At 62.8% G+C, this 16,878-nt stretch carries 19 protein-coding genes; 11 read left to right on the forward strand and 8 right to left on the reverse strand.

What is annotated here, in order from left to right:
• The first annotated feature begins 39 nt into the window (after window positions 1-39).
• Window positions 40-1,164: a glycine cleavage system aminomethyltransferase GcvT gene (gcvT, locus tag CXP40_RS05910; RefSeq protein WP_106733034.1), complete on the forward strand. Its 1,125-nt coding sequence runs from the start codon at window positions 40-42 to the stop codon at window positions 1,162-1,164.
• A gap of 177 nt (window positions 1,165-1,341) precedes the next feature.
• Here the strand turns inward: gcvT and CXP40_RS05915 are convergent, their stop codons facing one another.
• Window positions 1,342-1,920 carry an NADPH-dependent FMN reductase gene (locus tag CXP40_RS05915; protein WP_106733035.1) on the reverse strand — a complete coding sequence of 193 codons (579 nt, stop codon included), beginning with the start codon at window positions 1,918-1,920 and terminating at the stop codon, window positions 1,342-1,344.
• A 78-nt stretch (window positions 1,921-1,998) separates the two neighbouring features.
• Between CXP40_RS05915 and soxR the strand changes: the two genes are divergently transcribed.
• Window positions 1,999-2,457, forward strand: coding sequence for a redox-sensitive transcriptional activator SoxR (gene soxR / locus CXP40_RS05920; protein ID WP_106733036.1), 459 nt, complete (start codon window positions 1,999-2,001; stop codon window positions 2,455-2,457).
• On the opposite strand, the gene CXP40_RS05925 is transcribed toward soxR, so the two are convergent.
• Window positions 2,454-2,807 (reverse strand): 5-carboxymethyl-2-hydroxymuconate Delta-isomerase, encoded by a 354-nt coding sequence (locus tag CXP40_RS05925; protein WP_106733037.1) that lies wholly within the window; start codon window positions 2,805-2,807, stop codon window positions 2,454-2,456. The genes soxR and CXP40_RS05925 overlap by 4 nt on opposite strands.
• Window positions 2,808-3,279: 472 nt before the next feature.
• On the opposite strand from CXP40_RS05925, the gene CXP40_RS05930 reads away from it, so the two are divergent.
• A complete protein-coding gene (locus CXP40_RS05930) occupies window positions 3,280-4,551 on the forward strand; it encodes an OprD family porin (RefSeq protein WP_106733038.1) in 1,272 nt (423 codons plus the stop codon).
• 188 nt (window positions 4,552-4,739) lie between these two features.
• Here CXP40_RS05930 and CXP40_RS05935 read toward each other — a convergent pair whose 3' ends face one another.
• Window positions 4,740-5,867 (reverse strand): M14-type cytosolic carboxypeptidase, encoded by a 1,128-nt coding sequence (locus CXP40_RS05935; protein ID WP_106733039.1) that lies wholly within the window; start codon window positions 5,865-5,867, stop codon window positions 4,740-4,742.
• 154 nt (window positions 5,868-6,021) lie between these two features.
• Between CXP40_RS05935 and CXP40_RS05940 the strand changes: the two genes are divergently transcribed.
• Window positions 6,022-6,558 carry a tetratricopeptide repeat protein gene (locus CXP40_RS05940; protein ID WP_106733040.1) on the forward strand — a complete coding sequence of 179 codons (537 nt, stop codon included), beginning with the start codon at window positions 6,022-6,024 and terminating at the stop codon, window positions 6,556-6,558.
• 79 nt (window positions 6,559-6,637) lie between these two features.
• Here the strand turns inward: CXP40_RS05940 and CXP40_RS05945 are convergent, their stop codons facing one another.
• From CXP40_RS05945 to CXP40_RS05960, 4 genes are all read right to left on the reverse strand, one after another.
• Window positions 6,638-7,060 carry a nuclear transport factor 2 family protein gene (locus CXP40_RS05945; RefSeq protein WP_106733041.1) on the reverse strand — a complete coding sequence of 141 codons (423 nt, stop codon included), beginning with the start codon at window positions 7,058-7,060 and terminating at the stop codon, window positions 6,638-6,640.
• Window positions 7,061-7,075: 15 nt separating this feature from the next.
• Entirely contained in the window at window positions 7,076-7,858 is a 783-nt protein-coding gene (locus tag CXP40_RS05950; RefSeq protein ID WP_106733042.1) for a DUF899 domain-containing protein, read from the reverse strand.
• Window positions 7,859-7,886: 28 nt separating this feature from the next.
• A complete protein-coding gene (locus tag CXP40_RS05955; protein ID WP_106733043.1) occupies window positions 7,887-8,249 on the reverse strand; it encodes a YciI family protein in 363 nt (120 codons plus the stop codon).
• A gap of 168 nt (window positions 8,250-8,417) precedes the next feature.
• Entirely contained in the window at window positions 8,418-9,134 is a 717-nt protein-coding gene (locus CXP40_RS05960) for a UTRA domain-containing protein (RefSeq protein ID WP_099522155.1), read from the reverse strand.
• A 317-nt stretch (window positions 9,135-9,451) separates the two neighbouring features.
• Here CXP40_RS05960 and CXP40_RS05965 point away from each other — a divergent pair, with 317 nt between their 5' ends.
• The 6 genes from CXP40_RS05965 (at window position 9,452) to CXP40_RS05990 (ending at window position 14,870) form a co-directional block, all read left to right on the forward strand.
• Window positions 9,452-10,510 (forward strand): ABC transporter substrate-binding protein, encoded by a 1,059-nt coding sequence (locus CXP40_RS05965; protein ID WP_106733044.1) that lies wholly within the window; start codon window positions 9,452-9,454, stop codon window positions 10,508-10,510.
• 147 nt (window positions 10,511-10,657) lie between these two features.
• Window positions 10,658-11,464, forward strand: a complete 807-nt coding sequence (locus CXP40_RS05970) for an alkaline phosphatase family protein (RefSeq protein WP_106733045.1) — start codon at window positions 10,658-10,660, stop codon at window positions 11,462-11,464.
• The gene (locus CXP40_RS05975; protein ID WP_106733046.1) at window positions 11,461-12,306 is read left to right on the forward strand and encodes an ABC transporter permease subunit; all 846 of its coding nucleotides are present in this window, start codon (window positions 11,461-11,463) and stop codon (window positions 12,304-12,306) included. Before CXP40_RS05970 ends, CXP40_RS05975 begins: the two co-directional genes overlap by 4 nt.
• Window positions 12,307-12,445: 139 nt before the next feature.
• On the forward strand, window positions 12,446-13,234 hold the full coding sequence (locus tag CXP40_RS05980) for an ABC transporter permease (RefSeq protein WP_106733047.1): 789 nt from the start codon (window positions 12,446-12,448) through the stop codon (window positions 13,232-13,234).
• On the forward strand, window positions 13,231-14,217 hold the full coding sequence (locus CXP40_RS05985) for an ABC transporter ATP-binding protein (protein ID WP_106733048.1): 987 nt from the start codon (window positions 13,231-13,233) through the stop codon (window positions 14,215-14,217). Before CXP40_RS05980 ends, CXP40_RS05985 begins: the two co-directional genes overlap by 4 nt.
• Window positions 14,217-14,870 (forward strand): HAD family phosphatase, encoded by a 654-nt coding sequence (locus tag CXP40_RS05990; protein ID WP_106733049.1) that lies wholly within the window; start codon window positions 14,217-14,219, stop codon window positions 14,868-14,870. Before CXP40_RS05985 ends, CXP40_RS05990 begins: the two co-directional genes overlap by 1 nt.
• A 74-nt stretch (window positions 14,871-14,944) precedes the next feature.
• Here CXP40_RS05990 and CXP40_RS05995 read toward each other — a convergent pair whose 3' ends face one another.
• Window positions 14,945-15,799, reverse strand: a complete 855-nt coding sequence (locus CXP40_RS05995) for a LysR substrate-binding domain-containing protein (RefSeq protein ID WP_099522951.1) — start codon at window positions 15,797-15,799, stop codon at window positions 14,945-14,947.
• A 143-nt stretch (window positions 15,800-15,942) separates the two neighbouring features.
• On the opposite strand from CXP40_RS05995, the gene CXP40_RS06000 reads away from it, so the two are divergent.
• Window positions 15,943-16,785, forward strand: coding sequence for a bifunctional allantoicase/(S)-ureidoglycine aminohydrolase (locus CXP40_RS06000; RefSeq protein ID WP_099522162.1), 843 nt, complete (start codon window positions 15,943-15,945; stop codon window positions 16,783-16,785).
• The last annotated feature ends 93 nt before the right edge of the window (window positions 16,786-16,878 follow it).

Here is a 16,878-nt window from a genome sequence, read left to right on the forward strand (position 1 = left end):
CCCAACCGGTGCGCGCGACGCACCCAACAGGAAATCGACATGACCACTGAAACTCTCGCCAAGACTCCGCTGCACGCCCTGCACCTCGAACTCGGCGCGCGCATGGTGCCCTTCGCCGGCTATGACATGCCCGTGCAGTACCCGCTGGGCGTGATGAAGGAGCACCTGCACACCCGCGACGCCGCCGGCCTGTTCGACGTCTCGCACATGGGCCAGATCCTGCTGCGTGGCGAGCATGCCGCGCGCGCTCTGGAAACCCTGGTGCCGGTGGACATCATCGACCTGCCTGTGGGCATGCAGCGCTACGCCATGTTCACCGATGCCCAGGGCGGCATCCTCGACGACCTGATGGTCGCCAACCTGGGTGACGACACGCTGTACGTGGTGGTCAACGCCGCCTGCAAGGATCAGGACCTGGCCCACCTGAAGAAGCACATCGGCGAGCAGTGCCAGATCGAGTGCCTGTTCGAAGAGCGCGCCCTGCTCGCCCTGCAAGGCCCGAAAGCGGTCGACGTGCTGGCCCGCCTGGCGCCGGAAGTAAGCAAGATGACTTTCATGCAGGTCGCCCGCGTGCGCCTGCTGGGTAGCGAATGCATCGTCAGCCGCAGCGGCTACACCGGCGAAGACGGCTTCGAGATTTCCGTCGCCGTCGATCAGGCCGAAGCCCTGGCGCGCAGCCTGCTGGCCGAAGTGGAAGTCGAGGCTATCGGCCTGGGTGCACGTGACTCGCTGCGCCTGGAAGCCGGCCTGTGCCTGTACGGCCACGACATGAGCAGCGCCACCACGCCGATCGAGGCCAGCCTGCTGTGGGCGATCTCCAAAGTGCGCCGCGCTGACGGCGAGCGCGCCGGCAACTTCCCGGGCGCAGAGCGTGTATTCGAGCAACAGCAAAAAGGCGTGGCGCGCAAACGCGTCGGCCTGCTGCCGCAGGAGCGTGTACCGGTGCGTGAAGGTGCGGAAATCGTCGATGCCGACGGTAGCGTGATTGGCCAGGTGTGCAGCGGCGGCTTCGGCCCGACCCTCGGCGCGCCGGTGGCCATGGGTTACGTCAACGCCAGCCACGTCGCCATCGATAGCGACGTCTGGGCGGTGGTGCGCGGCAAGCGCGTGGCGATGAAAGTGGCCAAGACCCCATTCGTGCCGCAGCGCTACTACCGCGGCTGATTAACGACGTAGCCCTGCTCTGTAGGAGCCGCGCCTCGCGGCGAATGCGCCTAAAGACGCAAAAGCTTCGCCTCGGGGCGAGGCTCCTACATTCATTGCACGCGCTCTGCTCCGTAGCCCGGATGCAATCCGCGGATGCCCTGAAAGCTCCCGAATTGCCTCCGGGCTACGTCGTTTCTACCCCCTGATCCGCTCATAGGGCACCCGCTCGCGTCCGGCGCGCAGCGTCTGCGCCCACCAGTTCAACTGCACCAGCGTATGCGCCAACGCCGAGTTGGCGTGCCGTGGTTCGCTCAACTGGCCCTGCTCATCGAACTGCTCCCAGGCATTGGTGAAGCTCACCGAGCCGCGCACCGTCATCGCATGCAACTCCGCCAGCACCTGACGCAGTTGCTCCACCGCGCGCAGCCCGCCGGACACCCCGCCATAACTGACGAACCCCACCGGCCGTGCGTCCCAGGATGCCGGCACCTCGTCGATGAACTGCTTGAGCGCCGCCGGGTAGCCGTGGTTGTACTCTGGGGTGACGATCAGAAAGGCATCGGCACGCAGCAACTGCTGCAGCGACTGATGGCGTTGCTCGGCGAGCTCCTGTGCTTCGCCGGGCTGGCGAAACATCACGGCGGGGTCGACCAGGCTCAGCTCGAATTCGCTGCGCTGCTCGATCTGTTCCCGCGCCCAGGCCACCACCTGGTCGCAGAAACGCTCTTCACGCACGCTGCCGTAAATCAGTACCAGTCGGATGCGGTCCTGCATGGAAATACCCTCGGTGTTGTCGATCAAGGCCTGCGAGGGTAAAACCTCAACTTAACTTTAGGTCAACAGGAATTTTCCATGGACACGCACCGCTCCTTCCACGAACGCCCGCTGACTGTCGGCCAGGTTGCCGAGCGTAGTGGCGTGGCGGTTTCCACGCTGCATTTCTACGAGACCAAGGGGCTGATCCACAGCCAGCGCAATGCCGGCAATCAGCGGCGTTATCGGCGTGATGTGCTGCGCCGCGTCGCGCTCATCAAGGTGGCGCAGCGCCTGGGCATTCCCTTGGCGGATATCGGTGTGGCGCTGAGCACACTGCCTTGCGATCACATACCCACGGCAGCGGACTGGCAGCAACTGTCGGCGCAATGGCAGCGCGATCTGGACGCGCGTATCGAGCAAATGACGCGACTGCGCGACCAGCTCACCGGCTGCATCGGTTGCGGTTGCCTGTCGATGCAGGATTGCCCACTGCGCAACCCCAGCGACGAACTCGGCGCACAGGGTGCTGGCGCGCGTTTGCTCGAAACGAATTAATCGTCCAGGCAGTTGCGCCTGTTGCTGAACACCTCGCGGCGGATGTCGCGCACATCCAGGGAGATCGCCGGCACCTGCGGCAGGCGCTCGACCAGTGCGCGCACGACGCGCCGCGACAGCGCCCGCTTGTCGTCATCGCTGCGCCCGGCAAGCACGTAGAAGATCAGGTGCACGAACATTCCCTGCTCGCCGCCGACGCAGTGGTGCTCGTACAGACTCAGGCGCACCTTGACCTCGCCGGGTCGGAACAACCCCGTGGCAGCCGCCTGGTCATGCACCAGTTGCACCAGCTCCTGCGGCGCGATCAGCTCACTCACCTCGCGGGCGGCTTCGATCAGGCAATGCGGCATGGATAAACCCTTGATGTAAGTGAATTTGTCATACGTTATCACACAACAAATTCGATACCAGATGGTTTACCGGCTCTGCGCTGAACACCCTCGGCATAGCCGATAGCGCCGCCACATGTGGAAAGCCCACTCAGACTTTCGTCTAGCCATACGTTGACAAGCGACAAAAAGGCTGTCGATAATCCAGCAAGTTGTATGACGACATATGACAACGATAACAACAAGAATCAGGGCCATAACATGACTGTCCTCGCCTCTCCCTCAGTACAGCAGCCCCTCGCCTGCTCGTCCCCATAGTTGCCACACGCCATAGCACCGGATTCGCCGGCGGCTGACTTCAGCCACCAGCAATGACCGGCCGCGTTCGGCCGGGCTATCGCCCTCTACGGGGCAAACACAACATTCCCATCATGCAGGTCCTGATGCAGACAGGCAGGGGATGGTTCGTTCAAAAACTGGGAGCACAACAACAATGACCGCACGCAACATCATTCCATTGGCCCTGCTCGGCAGCACGGCTCTGGCCCTGGTTATGCCGACCGCCACGCACGCTGCCGGCTTCGTCGACGACGCCAAAGTCACCCTCGGCCTGCGCAACTACTACTTCAACCGTAACTACCTGAATAACACGGATCCGCGGATCAACGGTGAGCGCCAAGGTCAGGCCTCGGGTTGGACCCAGAGCTTCATCTTAGATGCTCGCTCCGGCTATACCGAAGGCACTGTCGGCTTCGGTCTCGACGTACTCGGCATGTACAGCATGAAACTCGATGGCAATGCCAACAGCAGCAACAGTGGCTTGCTGCCGGAACACGGCCCAGCGACTAACCGCAACGTGCCGGACGAATTCGGGCGCACTGCCGTTGCCGCGAAGGCCAAATTCTCCAAGACTGAACTGAAGGTCGGTGAGTGGTTTGCAGTGCTGCCGGTCCTGCGTGCTGACGACGGCCGTTCTCTGCCGCAAACTTTCCAGGGCGCGCAGATCACCTCCAGCGAGATCGATGGCCTGACCCTGTACGGCGGCCAGTTCTGGAAAAACAGCCAGCGTCACGATGCCAGTCGTGAAGACATGTCCTACAGCGGTGTCGAAGGCGGCGACTTCAACTTCGCCGGCGGTGAGTTCCGCTTCAACGCCAACAACACCATGGTAGGCCTCTGGCATGCTCGCTTGGAAGACATCTACAAGCAAAGCTACCTGCAATTGACTCACAGCCAACCTGTGGGTGACTGGGTACTGGGCGCGAACCTCGGCTACGTGACGGGTAAAGATGAAGGCGCCGCCAAGGCCGGTGACCTGGACAACAAGGTCTATCAGGGCGCGCTCAGCGCCAAGAAAGGCAACAACACCTTCACCGTGACTTACCAGAAAATGGGCGGTGACACCAAGTTCATGCGCGTGGACGGCGCCAGCGGTGGCACCCTGGTCAACGACGGTTTCACCAACGCTTTTGACGCCCCCAACGAGCGTTCCTGGCAGCTGCGCCATGATTACAACTTCGCTGGCCTCGGCGTTCCGGGCCTGACCCTGATGAACCGCTACACCAGCGGCTCCAACATCCACACCAACGGTCGTACCGATGTAGAAGAGTGGGCACGCGAATCCGAGCTGGCCTACACCATCCAAGAAGGCACGCTGAAGAACCTGAGCGTGCGCTGGCGTAACTCCAACCTGCGTCGTGATGGCACCGGCCAGGACTTCCACGAGAACCGTCTGATCATCAACTATCCGCTGTCGATTCTGTAATACCGGACGCATCACTGCGTCCTATTGACTCCTGTGTGTTAACGGCACTTTACGCCCGTCCTCGTGACGGGCTTTTTTTTGCCTGTCTCCCAGGCCCCTCTCGGGCTGGGACCTACGCCACTGAATGGCTGTAGGGTGCGCCGTGCGCACCGGCTTGTTGCTTGAAGAAGCGGTGCTCACAGCGCACCCTACCTCAGGGTCGCAGCCATCTGCGCCAGCACGCTCAACACATCCTGTCCCAGCTTCTGCGAGCGCGCGCCGTTCCAGCCGGTGCGTGGCTGCGGACTATCGTCATGGTCCTTGAACGGCATCTCGATGGTGAACGACAGACAATCGAAGGCCTGGCCAACGGCGTTGCAGGCCAGGGTCAGGTTGGCCTGGCCCGGTTCATCACGCGGATAACCGAAGCGGGTCTGGAACTCGGCGCCGATAGCAACCAGACGACTGCGGAAGTCTTCTTCCAACGCTGCCAGCCGTGGGGTGTAGCCCGGATTGCCCTCGCAACCGGCGGTGAACACATGAGGAATTTCCTCGTCGCCATGAATATCGAGGAACAGGTCGACGCCAATACGCTGCATATGCTGCAGCACGAACAGCACCTCGGGACTGCGCTCGGAGCTGGCCGACTGCCAGGCACGATTGAGGTCCTGCCCGGCATAATTGGTGCGCAGGTGACCGCGATAGGCGCCGTCCGGGTTCATGTTCGGCACCAGATAGAACTCGGCCTCGCGCAGCAAGGCGACAACCTCGGCATCCTGCGGATTCTGCAGGCGCTCGATCAGCCCTTCCATGAACCATTCGGCCATGTGCTCGCCCGGATGTTGTTGGGCGATGATCCACAGTTTACGCGGCGCGCCCGTCTGGCCACCGATACGTAGCAACTGGATATCACGGCCTTCCAGGCTTCTGCCGCTGGCCACCAATTCAGCACCGCGCTCCAGCGCGTTGGCAATCAAACGTTCATGCCGCGCTCGCGGGTAGGGCTCGAAATAAGCGAACCAGACGCGCTCATGCTCGGCCTGCAACTCGAAGTGCAACTGACCGTCCTGGTAACGGGTCGGCACGCGAAACCAGTCCTGCTGGTCGTAACTGGCCACGGCCTGGTAACCGTCCCAGGCGCGGTTATAGGCCGACTGCCCGGCATTGGTCAGGCTGAAACCATGGCGTTGCCCCAGCAGGAGGCCCTCGACCTGAAAGTGAAACCACTGGAAATGGTGGCTGTTGAGGTCCGGGCGCATGGCCAGCAAGACGCGCTGCGGGTCACTGGCGTCGATGACCTGGATGTTGCCACTGTCGAAATCCGCACTGATTTTCATGACTGCCTCGTAAGCGAAATCAGCGCTCAGGATTGCAGCTCATGGCGCGAGTGTGAAGTCGCACCGCGACAGACTGATCAACGACAGCGAACTATGGTGGCCAGGGTCAGCCTAATAGCGACTTGCCCTGTTTCTCGCCTACGGAGTTTCTGCCATGCCTAGCCCGATCAACCTGCGTCACGCCACCACCGCCCTGCTCGCCCTTGCGCTACTGGCGGGCTGCGCCGGGCGTGAACCTGACTCCAGCGCGCCGCAAGAACAGCCGCAGGTCGACCAGCCCATCACCCAGACCGAACAAGACCAACTGCGCCAGCAGGCCCAACGCGGTGATCTGGAAAGCCAGTTCCAGCTCGGCAGCAGCTACTTCGTCGGCCAGCCGGAAAAGAACATCAAGCAAGCCGAGTACTGGTGGAAGCAGGCCGCAGACAAGGGTCACTCCATGGCCGCGGTCAGTCTTGCCTACCTCTATACCGGGCGTGACGCACCGGAGTTCGCCAACCAGCGCGACATGCTCAAGTACCTCAACCAGTCAGCCGCTGCAGGCAACCCGATGGCGCAGCATGTGCTGGGCAACCTTTATCGACGCGGTGAAGGCGGCGTAGCACGTGACCCCGACCAGGCCCAGCGCCTGTACCAGAGTGCCTGCCAGCAAAACTACGAGCTCTCCTGCACGGCGCTGGGTCGTCAGTAACGCTGCCGCAGAGCCAACTCGCGCGCGAGCCCTGTTACAACGCAGCATGGCCAACGCGCAGCAGGCTTTGAACGGGTTATCAGGGCTGCAGGTCGAACAGCGCCTTGCCGCTTTCCATATCGCAAGGCGCGGAGAAGTGCTCGTGAAAGATCAGCCAGCGACCACCTTGGCGGCGCAGGCACTGAGTCACACGCATCCAGCAGGTTTCCAGCTCGCCCTTGTCATTGGTGCCGCCGCAGTGCAGCAGGTAATGAGTGACGCCAAGATCGCCGTCGACAGTGAAAGTCGGCTCATGCGGCTCGAATCGGCCCTCACCGCTGCACATTTCCATGCAGGCCTGCCAATGCGCCTGGTATACCGGGCGCCCCTGGAAACGCAGCGGCCCCACGGCATCGTAGGCGACCACGCCTTCCACATAGTGACCCATGATGCGCGCCACATCCTTGCTGCGGCAGGCATCGGCCCAACTGTTCAGTGCATCTTGCAGTTCATGCTGACTCATGTGGTTTCTCCTTCGCTAGGCCTTGTGGCCGCAGCAGTCGTGGGTGGGCGCACGCTGTTCGTACTCATCGTGCAGGCGCGTCCAGTTGAGCCCCTTGTCGTCCAGATCGGGCATGCCGTCCCAACCCTCGCTGCGTCCAAAAGGCGTGAAGTCGAGGAAATGGAAGCTGCTCATCAGCATCTCCACGCCTCGGCCATAGGTGGAATAGGTGTGATAGATGCGTCCAGCGTCGCGCAGGAACACGCTGACACCGGGCTGCTCGCCTTGGACGTGGTAGTTCAACCCCAGGCGCTGCAACTCGTCCTTGTCGCGGTAGTTGTATTCGACGGGTGCAACCAGCTCGTCGGTGGTGGCGTGGTAGTCGTAGTTGAAGCGGCTGCCGTACGAGCTGTACCAGGGCAGCGTCCAGCCCATGCGCCGCTTGAAGGCTTCGAGATCGGCCAGCGGCGCCCGCGAGACCAGCACCAGATTGGTGTCACGGGCGTGCAGGTGGGACTGGTGGCCGATGTTATCTACCAGGCAGGAGCAGCCGTCGCAGCCCTCGCCACGGTCCATGTGATACATGAAGTGGTAGACGATCAGTTGGCTGCGCCCGTCGAACAAAGCCTCCAGGTCGACTTCACCTCGTGGGCCCTGAAAGCGGTAATCCTCGTCCACCGGCACCATGGGCAGGGCACGGCGGGCACGATTGAGCGCATCGCGCTGGCGGGTCAGGGCCTTTTCCTGCTCGAGCAGCGCCTTGCGAGCGGCCAGCCATTGCTCACGCGTGGCGACTTCGGGGATATAGCGACGGTCCATAAGAACTCTCCCGATGAACGATGGCGACTCAGTGCTGGGCAGCCGGGTCGACATCCAGTTGGCGAACCGGCCGCACTTCCACGCAGCCGACACGGGCGGCGGGAATATTTCCAGCCAGCTGGATGGCCTCGTTGAGGTCCCGCGCCTCGATCAGATAGAAGCCGGCGAGCTGCTCCTTGGTTTCGGCGAAAGGGCCATCGGTGATGGCCAGCTTGCCGCCACGCATGCGCACCGTGGTGGCGCTCTGCACTGACTGCAACGCCTCGGCTGCAAGCATGCGCCCGCTTTCCTGCACACGCTGAGCATAGGCGTGGCACTCACTGTCATGCGGGCTGTTGGGGGAGCTGTGCAGCTCCTGTTCGTTGGCGTAAACAAGGCAGAGGTATTTCATGGCGCGCTCCAGTTCCTCGACGGTGGATACTGGATAGTCGAACGCAGCGAGCGCGTTTCGACATTGGCCGGAAAAACATCGTCGAGGCCGACGAACGGTAGATTGCGCCGCGCGCATCAGACTCCGAACTACACCCTGCGCAGGGGCGGAGCCGAAGCCAGCCTCACCCTACTCGGGGACTTCGACGCTGACGTGAATGGCGTCGTGGCGCCAGAACTCCAGGTCGCAGTCGATGATGCGCCCGTGCTGGTCGCGGTTGACCCGGGTGATGCGCAGCGCCGGACTGCCCGGCGCCACCTTGAGGCTGGCAGCGGCCTCGGCATGTAGCGCGGTGGGCACCATGTCAAAACGCACGCGGCCATAGTGAATGCCGTACTCGCTGGCGTAGAGGTCGGTCAGCGAACGCGTCAGGTCGAACTCGAGAATGCCGGGGAAGTAGGCCGGATTCAGATAGTGCTCGACATACAGCACCAGACGCCCATCGATACGCCGCGCGCGGCACACCTGATAGACGCTCGACAACGCCGGCAACTCCAGCACCTGGCAGATCTGCGCGGGGGCCGGCATCAAGCGCGCACTCAGGACGTCGGTAGCCGGCACTCGCCCCTGCTCGGCGACCATGGCATGAAAGTGGGTACGCACCAGGGGGTTGTAGGCCACCCGCGTAGGTGAAACGAACCAGCCACGGCGCTCCTCGCGATAGACCAGCCCCTGCGCCTCCAACTGGCCGAGCGCCTCGCGCAGGGTAATGCGCGTGGTATCGAACAACTCACTGAGCTTGCGCTCGGCCGGCAACTTGCTGCCGGAGGGCAACAGGCCTTGGTCGATCTGCTCCTGTAACGCGCGGCAGATGATGGTGACGGCCCGTGGCGCTTCTTCGCGCATCAAAACTTCCCCTTTTGGACTAGTCCAGCCCCATCACGGGGCAAAAATCGCTCGCTCAGATGGGTTACAAGCCTAGGCAGTCTAGATGACTGATAGATGACAACCTTGCTGCAAGCACGCCGCATGCCACTGCCAGCCCCCTTCGCAGCCCGCGAAATCAGCTACTTATCCATGGTCTACGCTTCTGAAGCGCGCCAGCCGCTTACACCTAGACATCTGCCCCACCATGGCTGGACATAAAACTGTCATTGAAGGCGCTTAGATTGGCTCGGGTATTGCTGATCTAGACCAACACTCTCACTGCGAAGGAGTTTCCAATGAAACAACTGCTGCTGGCTTCACTGATGGGTTCGGCCATCGCCCTGGCGACCTCCGCCATGGCCGAAGGCACCGACTTGCAGGCACTGGAACAGGCTGCACGCGCCGAAGGCGTGGTGAATAGCGTGGGGATGCCCGATAGCTGGGCTAACTGGAAGGACACCTGGAGCGACCTGAATAGCAAGTACGGCCTCAAGCACTCCGACACCGACATGAGCTCGGCACAGGAGATCGCCAAGTTCGCCGCCGAAAAGGACAATGCCACCGCCGATATCGGTGACGTCGGCGCCGCCTTTGGTCCCATCGCCGTGCAGCAGGGCGTGACCCAGCCGTACAAGCCGAGCACCTGGGAACAGATCCCGAGCTGGGCCAAGGACGCCGATGGTCACTGGATGCTGGCGTACACCGGCTCCATCGCCTTCATCGTCAACAAGCAACTGGTCAAGGATGTACCGAAATCCTGGGCCGACCTGAAGAACGGCAAGTACCGCGTCGCCATCGGTGACGTCAGCGCTGCAGCCCAGGCCGTGAACGGCGTGCTGGCTGCCGCCATCGCCAATGGCGGTGACGAGAAAAACATCCAACCGGGCCTGGACTTCTTCGCCGCCATCGCCGAGCAGGGCCGCCTGTCGCTGTCCAACCCGACCATCCAGACCCTGGAAAAGGGTGAAGTGGAAGTCGGTATCGTCTGGGACTTCAACGGCCTGTCGTACCGCGACCAGATCGACCCCAACCGCTTCGAGGTGCTGATCCCGTCCGATGGTTCGGTGATCTCCGGCTACACCACCATCATCAACAAGTACGCCAAGAACCCAAACGCGGCCAAGCTGGCGCGTGAGTACATCCTCTCCGACGCCGGCCAGATCAACCTGGCCAAAGGCAATGCCCGACCGATCCGCGCCGAGCACCTGACCCTGCCGGCCGAGGTGCAGGCCAAGTTGCTGCCCAACGAGCAGTACACCAAGGTCAAGCCAATCGCCGACGCGGCTGCCTGGGAAACCACTTCCAAGGCACTGCCACAGATGTGGCAAGAGAACGTGATCATCAATATGGAATAACCCGCGCTCGGTGGGAGGCGCTTCAGCGGCGACAGTCGCGGCTGAAGCCCCTCCCACAAGCTGCTCCCGCAGCCAATACCTGTAGGAGCGGCTGGGCGGCATTCCGCTTCAGCCGCGAAACGCTTCCATCGTTTTTCAGGATTCCCCATGCCTTCCAAGGTCATCCTCGTCGTGCTCGACGGCCTTAGCCACTCGGTGGCGCAACATGCCATGGGCCACCTGCACGCCTGGTGCGACGCCGGGCGCGCGGCGTTCTACCGCCTCGACTGCGAGCTGCCGGCACTGTCGCGCCCGCTCTACGAGGCCATCCTCACTGGCGTGCGCCCCATCGACAGCGGCATCGTGCACAACGATGTTTCGCGCCTGTCGCGCGAACGCAGCCTCTTTCACTACGCCCACGATGCCGGTCTGAGCACCGCCGCCGCGGCCTATCACTGGGTCAGCGAGTTGTACAATCGCTCGCCCTTCGTCGCCGTGCGCGACCGGCATACCTGCGATGAATCGCTGCCGATCCAGCATGGTCACTTCTATTACGCCGACCACTACCCGGACTCGCACCTGTTCGTCGACGCCGAGAGCCTGCGTTTGCAGCACACGCCAGACCTGCTGCTGGTGCACCCGATGAACATCGACGACGCCGGCCACAAGCACGGCCTGGACAGTTCCCAGTACCGCAACGCCGCACGGATGGCCGACGTGCTGCTGGCCGACCATCTGCAGAACTGGGTCGATGCCGGCTATCAGGTGCTGGTCACCGCCGACCACGGCATGAACGTCGACCGTTCGCACAATGGCCTGCTGCCAGAAGAGCGCCAGGTGCCACTGTTCGTCATCGGTGATGCCTTCAGCCTCGATGCCAATGCGCGCCCACGCCAGCTCGAACTGTGCGGCAGCATCTGCCAGTTGCTCGGTGTCCCGCACGACAAACCCTACTGCTCGGAGTTGCTGAAATGAGCGCGCCATCCTCCCTGCGACGCTGGCTGCCGCTGTTGTGCCTGCTGCCCTTCACCCTGTTCTTCCTGGTGTTCCAGGTGGCGCCACTGGTGTGGGTGGCGGTCAATAGTCTGAACAGTCCCGCTGGCTGGGGCCTGGGCAATTTCGAGAAGATCTTCGCCTCCAGGTTCTATATGCAGGCGATCAAGCACAGCCTGGAAATCGCCTTCTGGTCGAGCCTGTTCGGCATGGCCATCGCCATCCTCGGCAGCTACTCGCTGCGCCAGGTGGACTCGAAGCTGCGCGACTTCGTCATCGCCTTCTCCAACATGACCAGCAACTTCGCCGGGGTGCCACTGGCCTTCGCCTTCATCATCCTGCTCGGCTTCAATGGCGCGCTGACCCTGCTGCTGATCCAGCTCGGCCTGATCGAGGGCTTCAACCTCTACTCGAAGAACGGCCTGATCGTGCTCTACACCTACTTCCAGATTCCGCTCGGCGTGCTGCTGCTCTACCCCGCCTTCGACGCCCTGCGTCAGGACTGGCGTGAGTCCGCAGCATTGCTCGGTGCCGGCACCTGGGACTTCTGGCGCCACATCGGCCTGCCGGTGCTGACCCCGGCGCTGCTCGGCACCTTCGTCATCCTCCTGGCCAATGCCCTGGGTGCCTACGCCACGGTGTATTACCTCACTACCGGCAACTTCAACGTGCTGCCGATCCGCATCGCGGCGATGGTCTCCGGCGACATCTCGCTGGACCCGAACCTGGCCAGCGCCCTGTCGATGATCCTGGTCGGGCTGATGGTACTGATCACCGCCGTCCACCAGTTGCTGCTGAAAAGGAGCCAGCATGTCACGCGCTAACAGGCCGTTTAAAAACGTAGGCGAGGCCGCCGATGCGAGGCAAAAACAGGCGAAAAAGCGGAGTTTACAAGCTGTAAATGAGCATTTTGAGCCTGGTTTTAACGAAGCAGCGGCAACGCAGGTAGTGTTTAAACCGCCTGTGAAAGCCCCCACCGCCAGCCTTTACCACCGCATCGTGGTCTGGCTGCTGTTCCTCATCCTGCTGCTGCCGCTGGCCGGTACCCTGCTCTACTCGCTATCCACCAGTTGGTCGGCGACCATCCTGCCGGACGGCCTGACACTGAAGTGGTACGCCGCGCTGTGGAGTGATGAGCGCTTCCTGCGCGCCTTCGGCCAATCGCTGCTGGTGTGCTTCGGCGCCCTGGCGTTATCGGTGGTGTTGATCCTGCCGCTGATGTTCGTGGTGCATTACCACTTCCCCAAGCTCGACACGCTGATGAACGTGCTGATCCTGCTGCCGTTCGCCGTGCCGCCGGTGGTGTCCTCGGTGGGCCTGTTGCAGCTCTACGGCTCTGGACCACTGGCGATGACCGGCACGCCGTGGATTCTGCTTGGCTGCTACTTCACCATTGCCCTGCCGTTCATGTACCGCGCCATCGCCAACAACCTGCAGGCGATCAATCTGCGCGACCTGATGGACGCTGCTCACCTGCTTGGCGCCAGTACCTGGAAGGCGGCCTTCCTGGTGGTGCTGCCGAACCTGCGCAAGGGCCTGATGGTGTCGTTGTTCCTCTCCTTCAGCTTCCTGTTCGGCGAGTTCGTCTTCGCCAACATGCTGGTCGGCACCCGCTATGAAACCCTGCAGGTGTACCTGAACAACATGCGCAACAGCAGCGGCCACTTCAACAGTGCACTGGTGATTTCCTACTTCTTCTTCGTCCTGGTATTCACCTGGGCGGCCAACCGTTTGAACAGGGACAAGGCATGAGCTTGCTGAGCATCCATAACCTGCATAAAAGCTACGGCGACACCCGTATCTTCAGCGACATCAACTGCGAGATCGGCCAGGGCGAGTTCGTCACCCTGCTCGGCCCCTCCGGCTGCGGCAAGTCCACCCTGCTGCGTTGCATCGCCGGGCTGACCGACGTCGACGGCGGGCAGATCAATCTCGGTGGCGAAGACCTGGTGCCGCTGCCGCCGCAAAAACGCGGTATCGGCATGGTGTTCCAGAGCTATGCGCTGTTCCCCAACATGAGCGTGGCGCAGAACGTCGCCTTCGGCCTGCGCATGCAGAAAGTGGCCAGAGACGAAAGCGAGCAGCGCGTGCGTGAGGCTCTAGAGATGGTCGAGCTGGGCGACTTTTCCGCGCGCTATCCGCACCAGCTCTCCGGCGGCCAATGCCAGCGCGTGGCCCTGGCCCGCTCGCTGGTCACCCGCCCGCGCCTGCTGCTGCTCGACGAGCCGTTGTCGGCTCTCGATGCACGTATCCGCAAACACCTGCGCGAACAGATCCGCGCCATCCAGCAGGAACTGAACCTGACCACCATCTTCGTCACTCACGATCAGGAGGAAGCGCTGACCATGAGCGACCGCATCTTCCTGATGAATGCCGGCCAGATCGTCCAGAGCGGCGACGCCGAAACTCTCTACACCGCGCCGGTGGATGCCTTCGCCGCCGGGTTCATCGGCAACTACAACCTGCTCGAGGCCGATGCCGCCAGCCGCCTGCTGCTGCGCCCGGTCAACAGTCGTGTAGCAATTCGCCCGGAGGCGATCCAGATCGGCGGGGCGGGAATCGAAGGCACCATTGTCAGCCACAGCCTGCTGGGTAACGTCGTGCGCTACCGGGTCGAGGCCCGCGGCGTGCAACTGCTGGTGGACGTGCTCAATCGCTCCGCCGCCGACCTGCACCACAATGGCCAGAGTGTCAGCCTGGCCATTGGTGCCGATGCAATCCGGGAGGTGGCGTGATGGCCCTGGCGATTTTCGACCTCGACGAAACCCTGATTCACGGGGATTGCGCCAGCCTGTGGACACAGGAAATGGTCAAGATCGGCTGGGCCGATGGCGACTCCTTCCTGGCCCACGAGCAGGAGCTGATGCGCCAATACGCCGCCGGCACCCTGGCCATGGAGGACTACATGGCCTTCACCCTGTCGCCGCTGGTTGGCCGCACGCCCGAGGAGGTCGCCCATGTGGTCGAGCCCTTCGTCGAGGACGTGATCGAGCCGATCTTCTACAGTGACGCCAGCCGCACCCTGGCCGCGCACCGCGCCGCCGGCGACCGCTTGCTGGTGATCTCCGCCTCGGCGCATTTTCTGGTCAGCGCCATCGCCGAACGCTTCGGCATCGACGAGGTGCTGGCCATCGATTTGGAGCTGCAGCACGGCTTCTACAGTGGTCGCACCGAAGGCGTACTGACCTATCGCGAAGGCAAGGTGACACGTCTGCATGCCTGGCTCGCCGAGCAGAACGAAAGCCTCGTTGGCGCCAGCTTCTACTCCGACTCGCGCAACGACCTGCCGCTGCTGCAGTTGGTCGACAAGCCCTTCACCGTCAATCCCGACCCGACTCTGCGCGCCCATGCCGAGCAGGCTGGCTGGCCGATTCTCAATTGGCGCTGATCCTGTCGTAAGGTGTGGCGGGGCCGCCCAGTTTCAAGGTGCGCATAGCGCACCCTACCCGGCCCCGTGACGCCCTATTGGCTCATGATCCCTTCGCAGGCCTCGATCAACGCCGCCGCCAATTCCCTTGCATAGCCGGGCAACTGGTTGCGCGCATGCAAGGCCACTTCCACCGGCGCAACCGGGGCGAAGCCTTCGGCCTCACCCAGTTCGCGGTGTGCAGCGGTGATCAACCGGCGCGGCAGCAGGGTCAGGCCCAGGCCACCTTCGGCCGCGGCGCTGACGCCAGGCAAACTGCTGCTGACATAGGCGATACGCCAGGGCTTGCCCATGGCATCCAGCGCGTGGGTCATCTCCAGGCGATACAGGCCGTTGGGTGGGAATACCGCCAGCGGCACCGGGTTGCGCGCCAGTACCGGGCGCGCGCGGCTGTCGAGCCAGGCCACCGGCTCAGCCCAGCTGGCCAGGCCTTTGGCACTGCCGGCGCGCTGCTTGATCAACGCCAGGTCCAGTTCGCCGGCATTGAACGCGCGCCAGACGTCATGACTGAGGCCACTGGTGATCTCCAGGCGAATGCCCGGATGCGCGTCGGCGAAATCGGCCAGATAAGGGGTCAGGCTATTGGCGGCGAAATCGTCCGGCACGCCGAGGCGCACCTCGCCTTCCACCGCACTTTGCCCGAGCGCCAGCATGGCTTCGTCCATCAGTGCGACGATGCGGTTGGCGTAACCCAGCAGGCGTTCACCCTCGGTGGTGGTCACTACGTAGCGGCCACTGCGATCGAGCAACTCGGCGCCGAGCTGCTCCTCCAGGCGCCGCACCTGCTGGCTGACCGTGGACTGGGTCAGGTGCAGGCTGGCAGCGGCGCGGGTAAAGCCACCGGTCTGCACAACGGTCAGAAAACTGCGTAACAACACCGGATCGAGCATAGCGCCACCCATCATGAAACCCACTGACAGGCATTCTACTATTTAATTTCCGAATCCAGCCGCGAATTCCTATAGTGCATGGGAGCCAATTTTCCGCTCGGGGATCGAACCCCGAGCCCTTCACCCGCCGAGGCAACCTCTCGATGAGCAAATCGCCCTACTACTACGCACCGCATGGCGGTCACCCAGGTCAGGATCAACTGCTGACCGACCGCGCCATGTTCACCGAAGCCTACGCCGTGATCCCCAAAGGCGTGATGCGTGACATCGTCACCAGCCACCTGCCGTTCTGGGACAACATGCGCATGTGGGTCATCGCTCGCCCGCTGACCGGCTTCGCAGAGACCTTCTCGCAATACATCGTCGAAGTCGGCCCGAACGGCGGCAGCGACAAGCCAGAGCTGGACCCGACCGCCGAAGGCGTGATCTTCGTCGTCGAAGGCACCTGCGACCTGAGCCTCAACGGCACCCAGCATGCCCTGCGTCCTGGCAGCTACGCCTTCATCCCGCCAGAAAGCGATTGGTCGCTGCGCAACAACGGCAGCGAAGCCGTGCGCTTCCACTGGCTGCGCAAGGCCTACCAACCGGTCGAAGGCGTGCCGTATCCGGAAGCCTTCGTCACCCACGAGCAGGACATCGAGCCAATCGTCATGCCCGGCACCGAAGGCCGCTGGAGCACCACGCGCTTCGTCGAGATCAGCGATATGCGTCATGACATGCACGTCAACATTGTCAACTTCGAGCCGGGCGGCGTGATTCCCTTCGCCGAAACCCACGTCATGGAACACGGCCTGTACGTGCTGGAAGGCAAGGCGGTGTATCGCCTGAACCAGGACTGGGTCGAGGTCGAGGCTGGCGACTTCATGTGGCTGCGCGCCTTCTGCCCGCAGGCCTGCTACGCCGGCGGCCCGAGCCGCTTCCGCTACCTGCTGTACAAGGATGTGAACCGCCAGATGCCGCTGACTCTGGGCGGTCTGAAGCGCTGAGCGCGCCGCCCCAGGGACGGGGCGTAACTGTGGGAGCGAGCTCTGCTCGCGAATCGCTTGGATTGCGATATTCGCGAGCAGAGCTCGCTCCTA

The sequence above is a fragment of the Pseudomonas sp. YY-1 genome (assembly GCF_002843095.1).
Lineage (GTDB): Bacteria > Pseudomonadota > Gammaproteobacteria > Pseudomonadales > Pseudomonadaceae > Aquipseudomonas > Aquipseudomonas sediminis_A.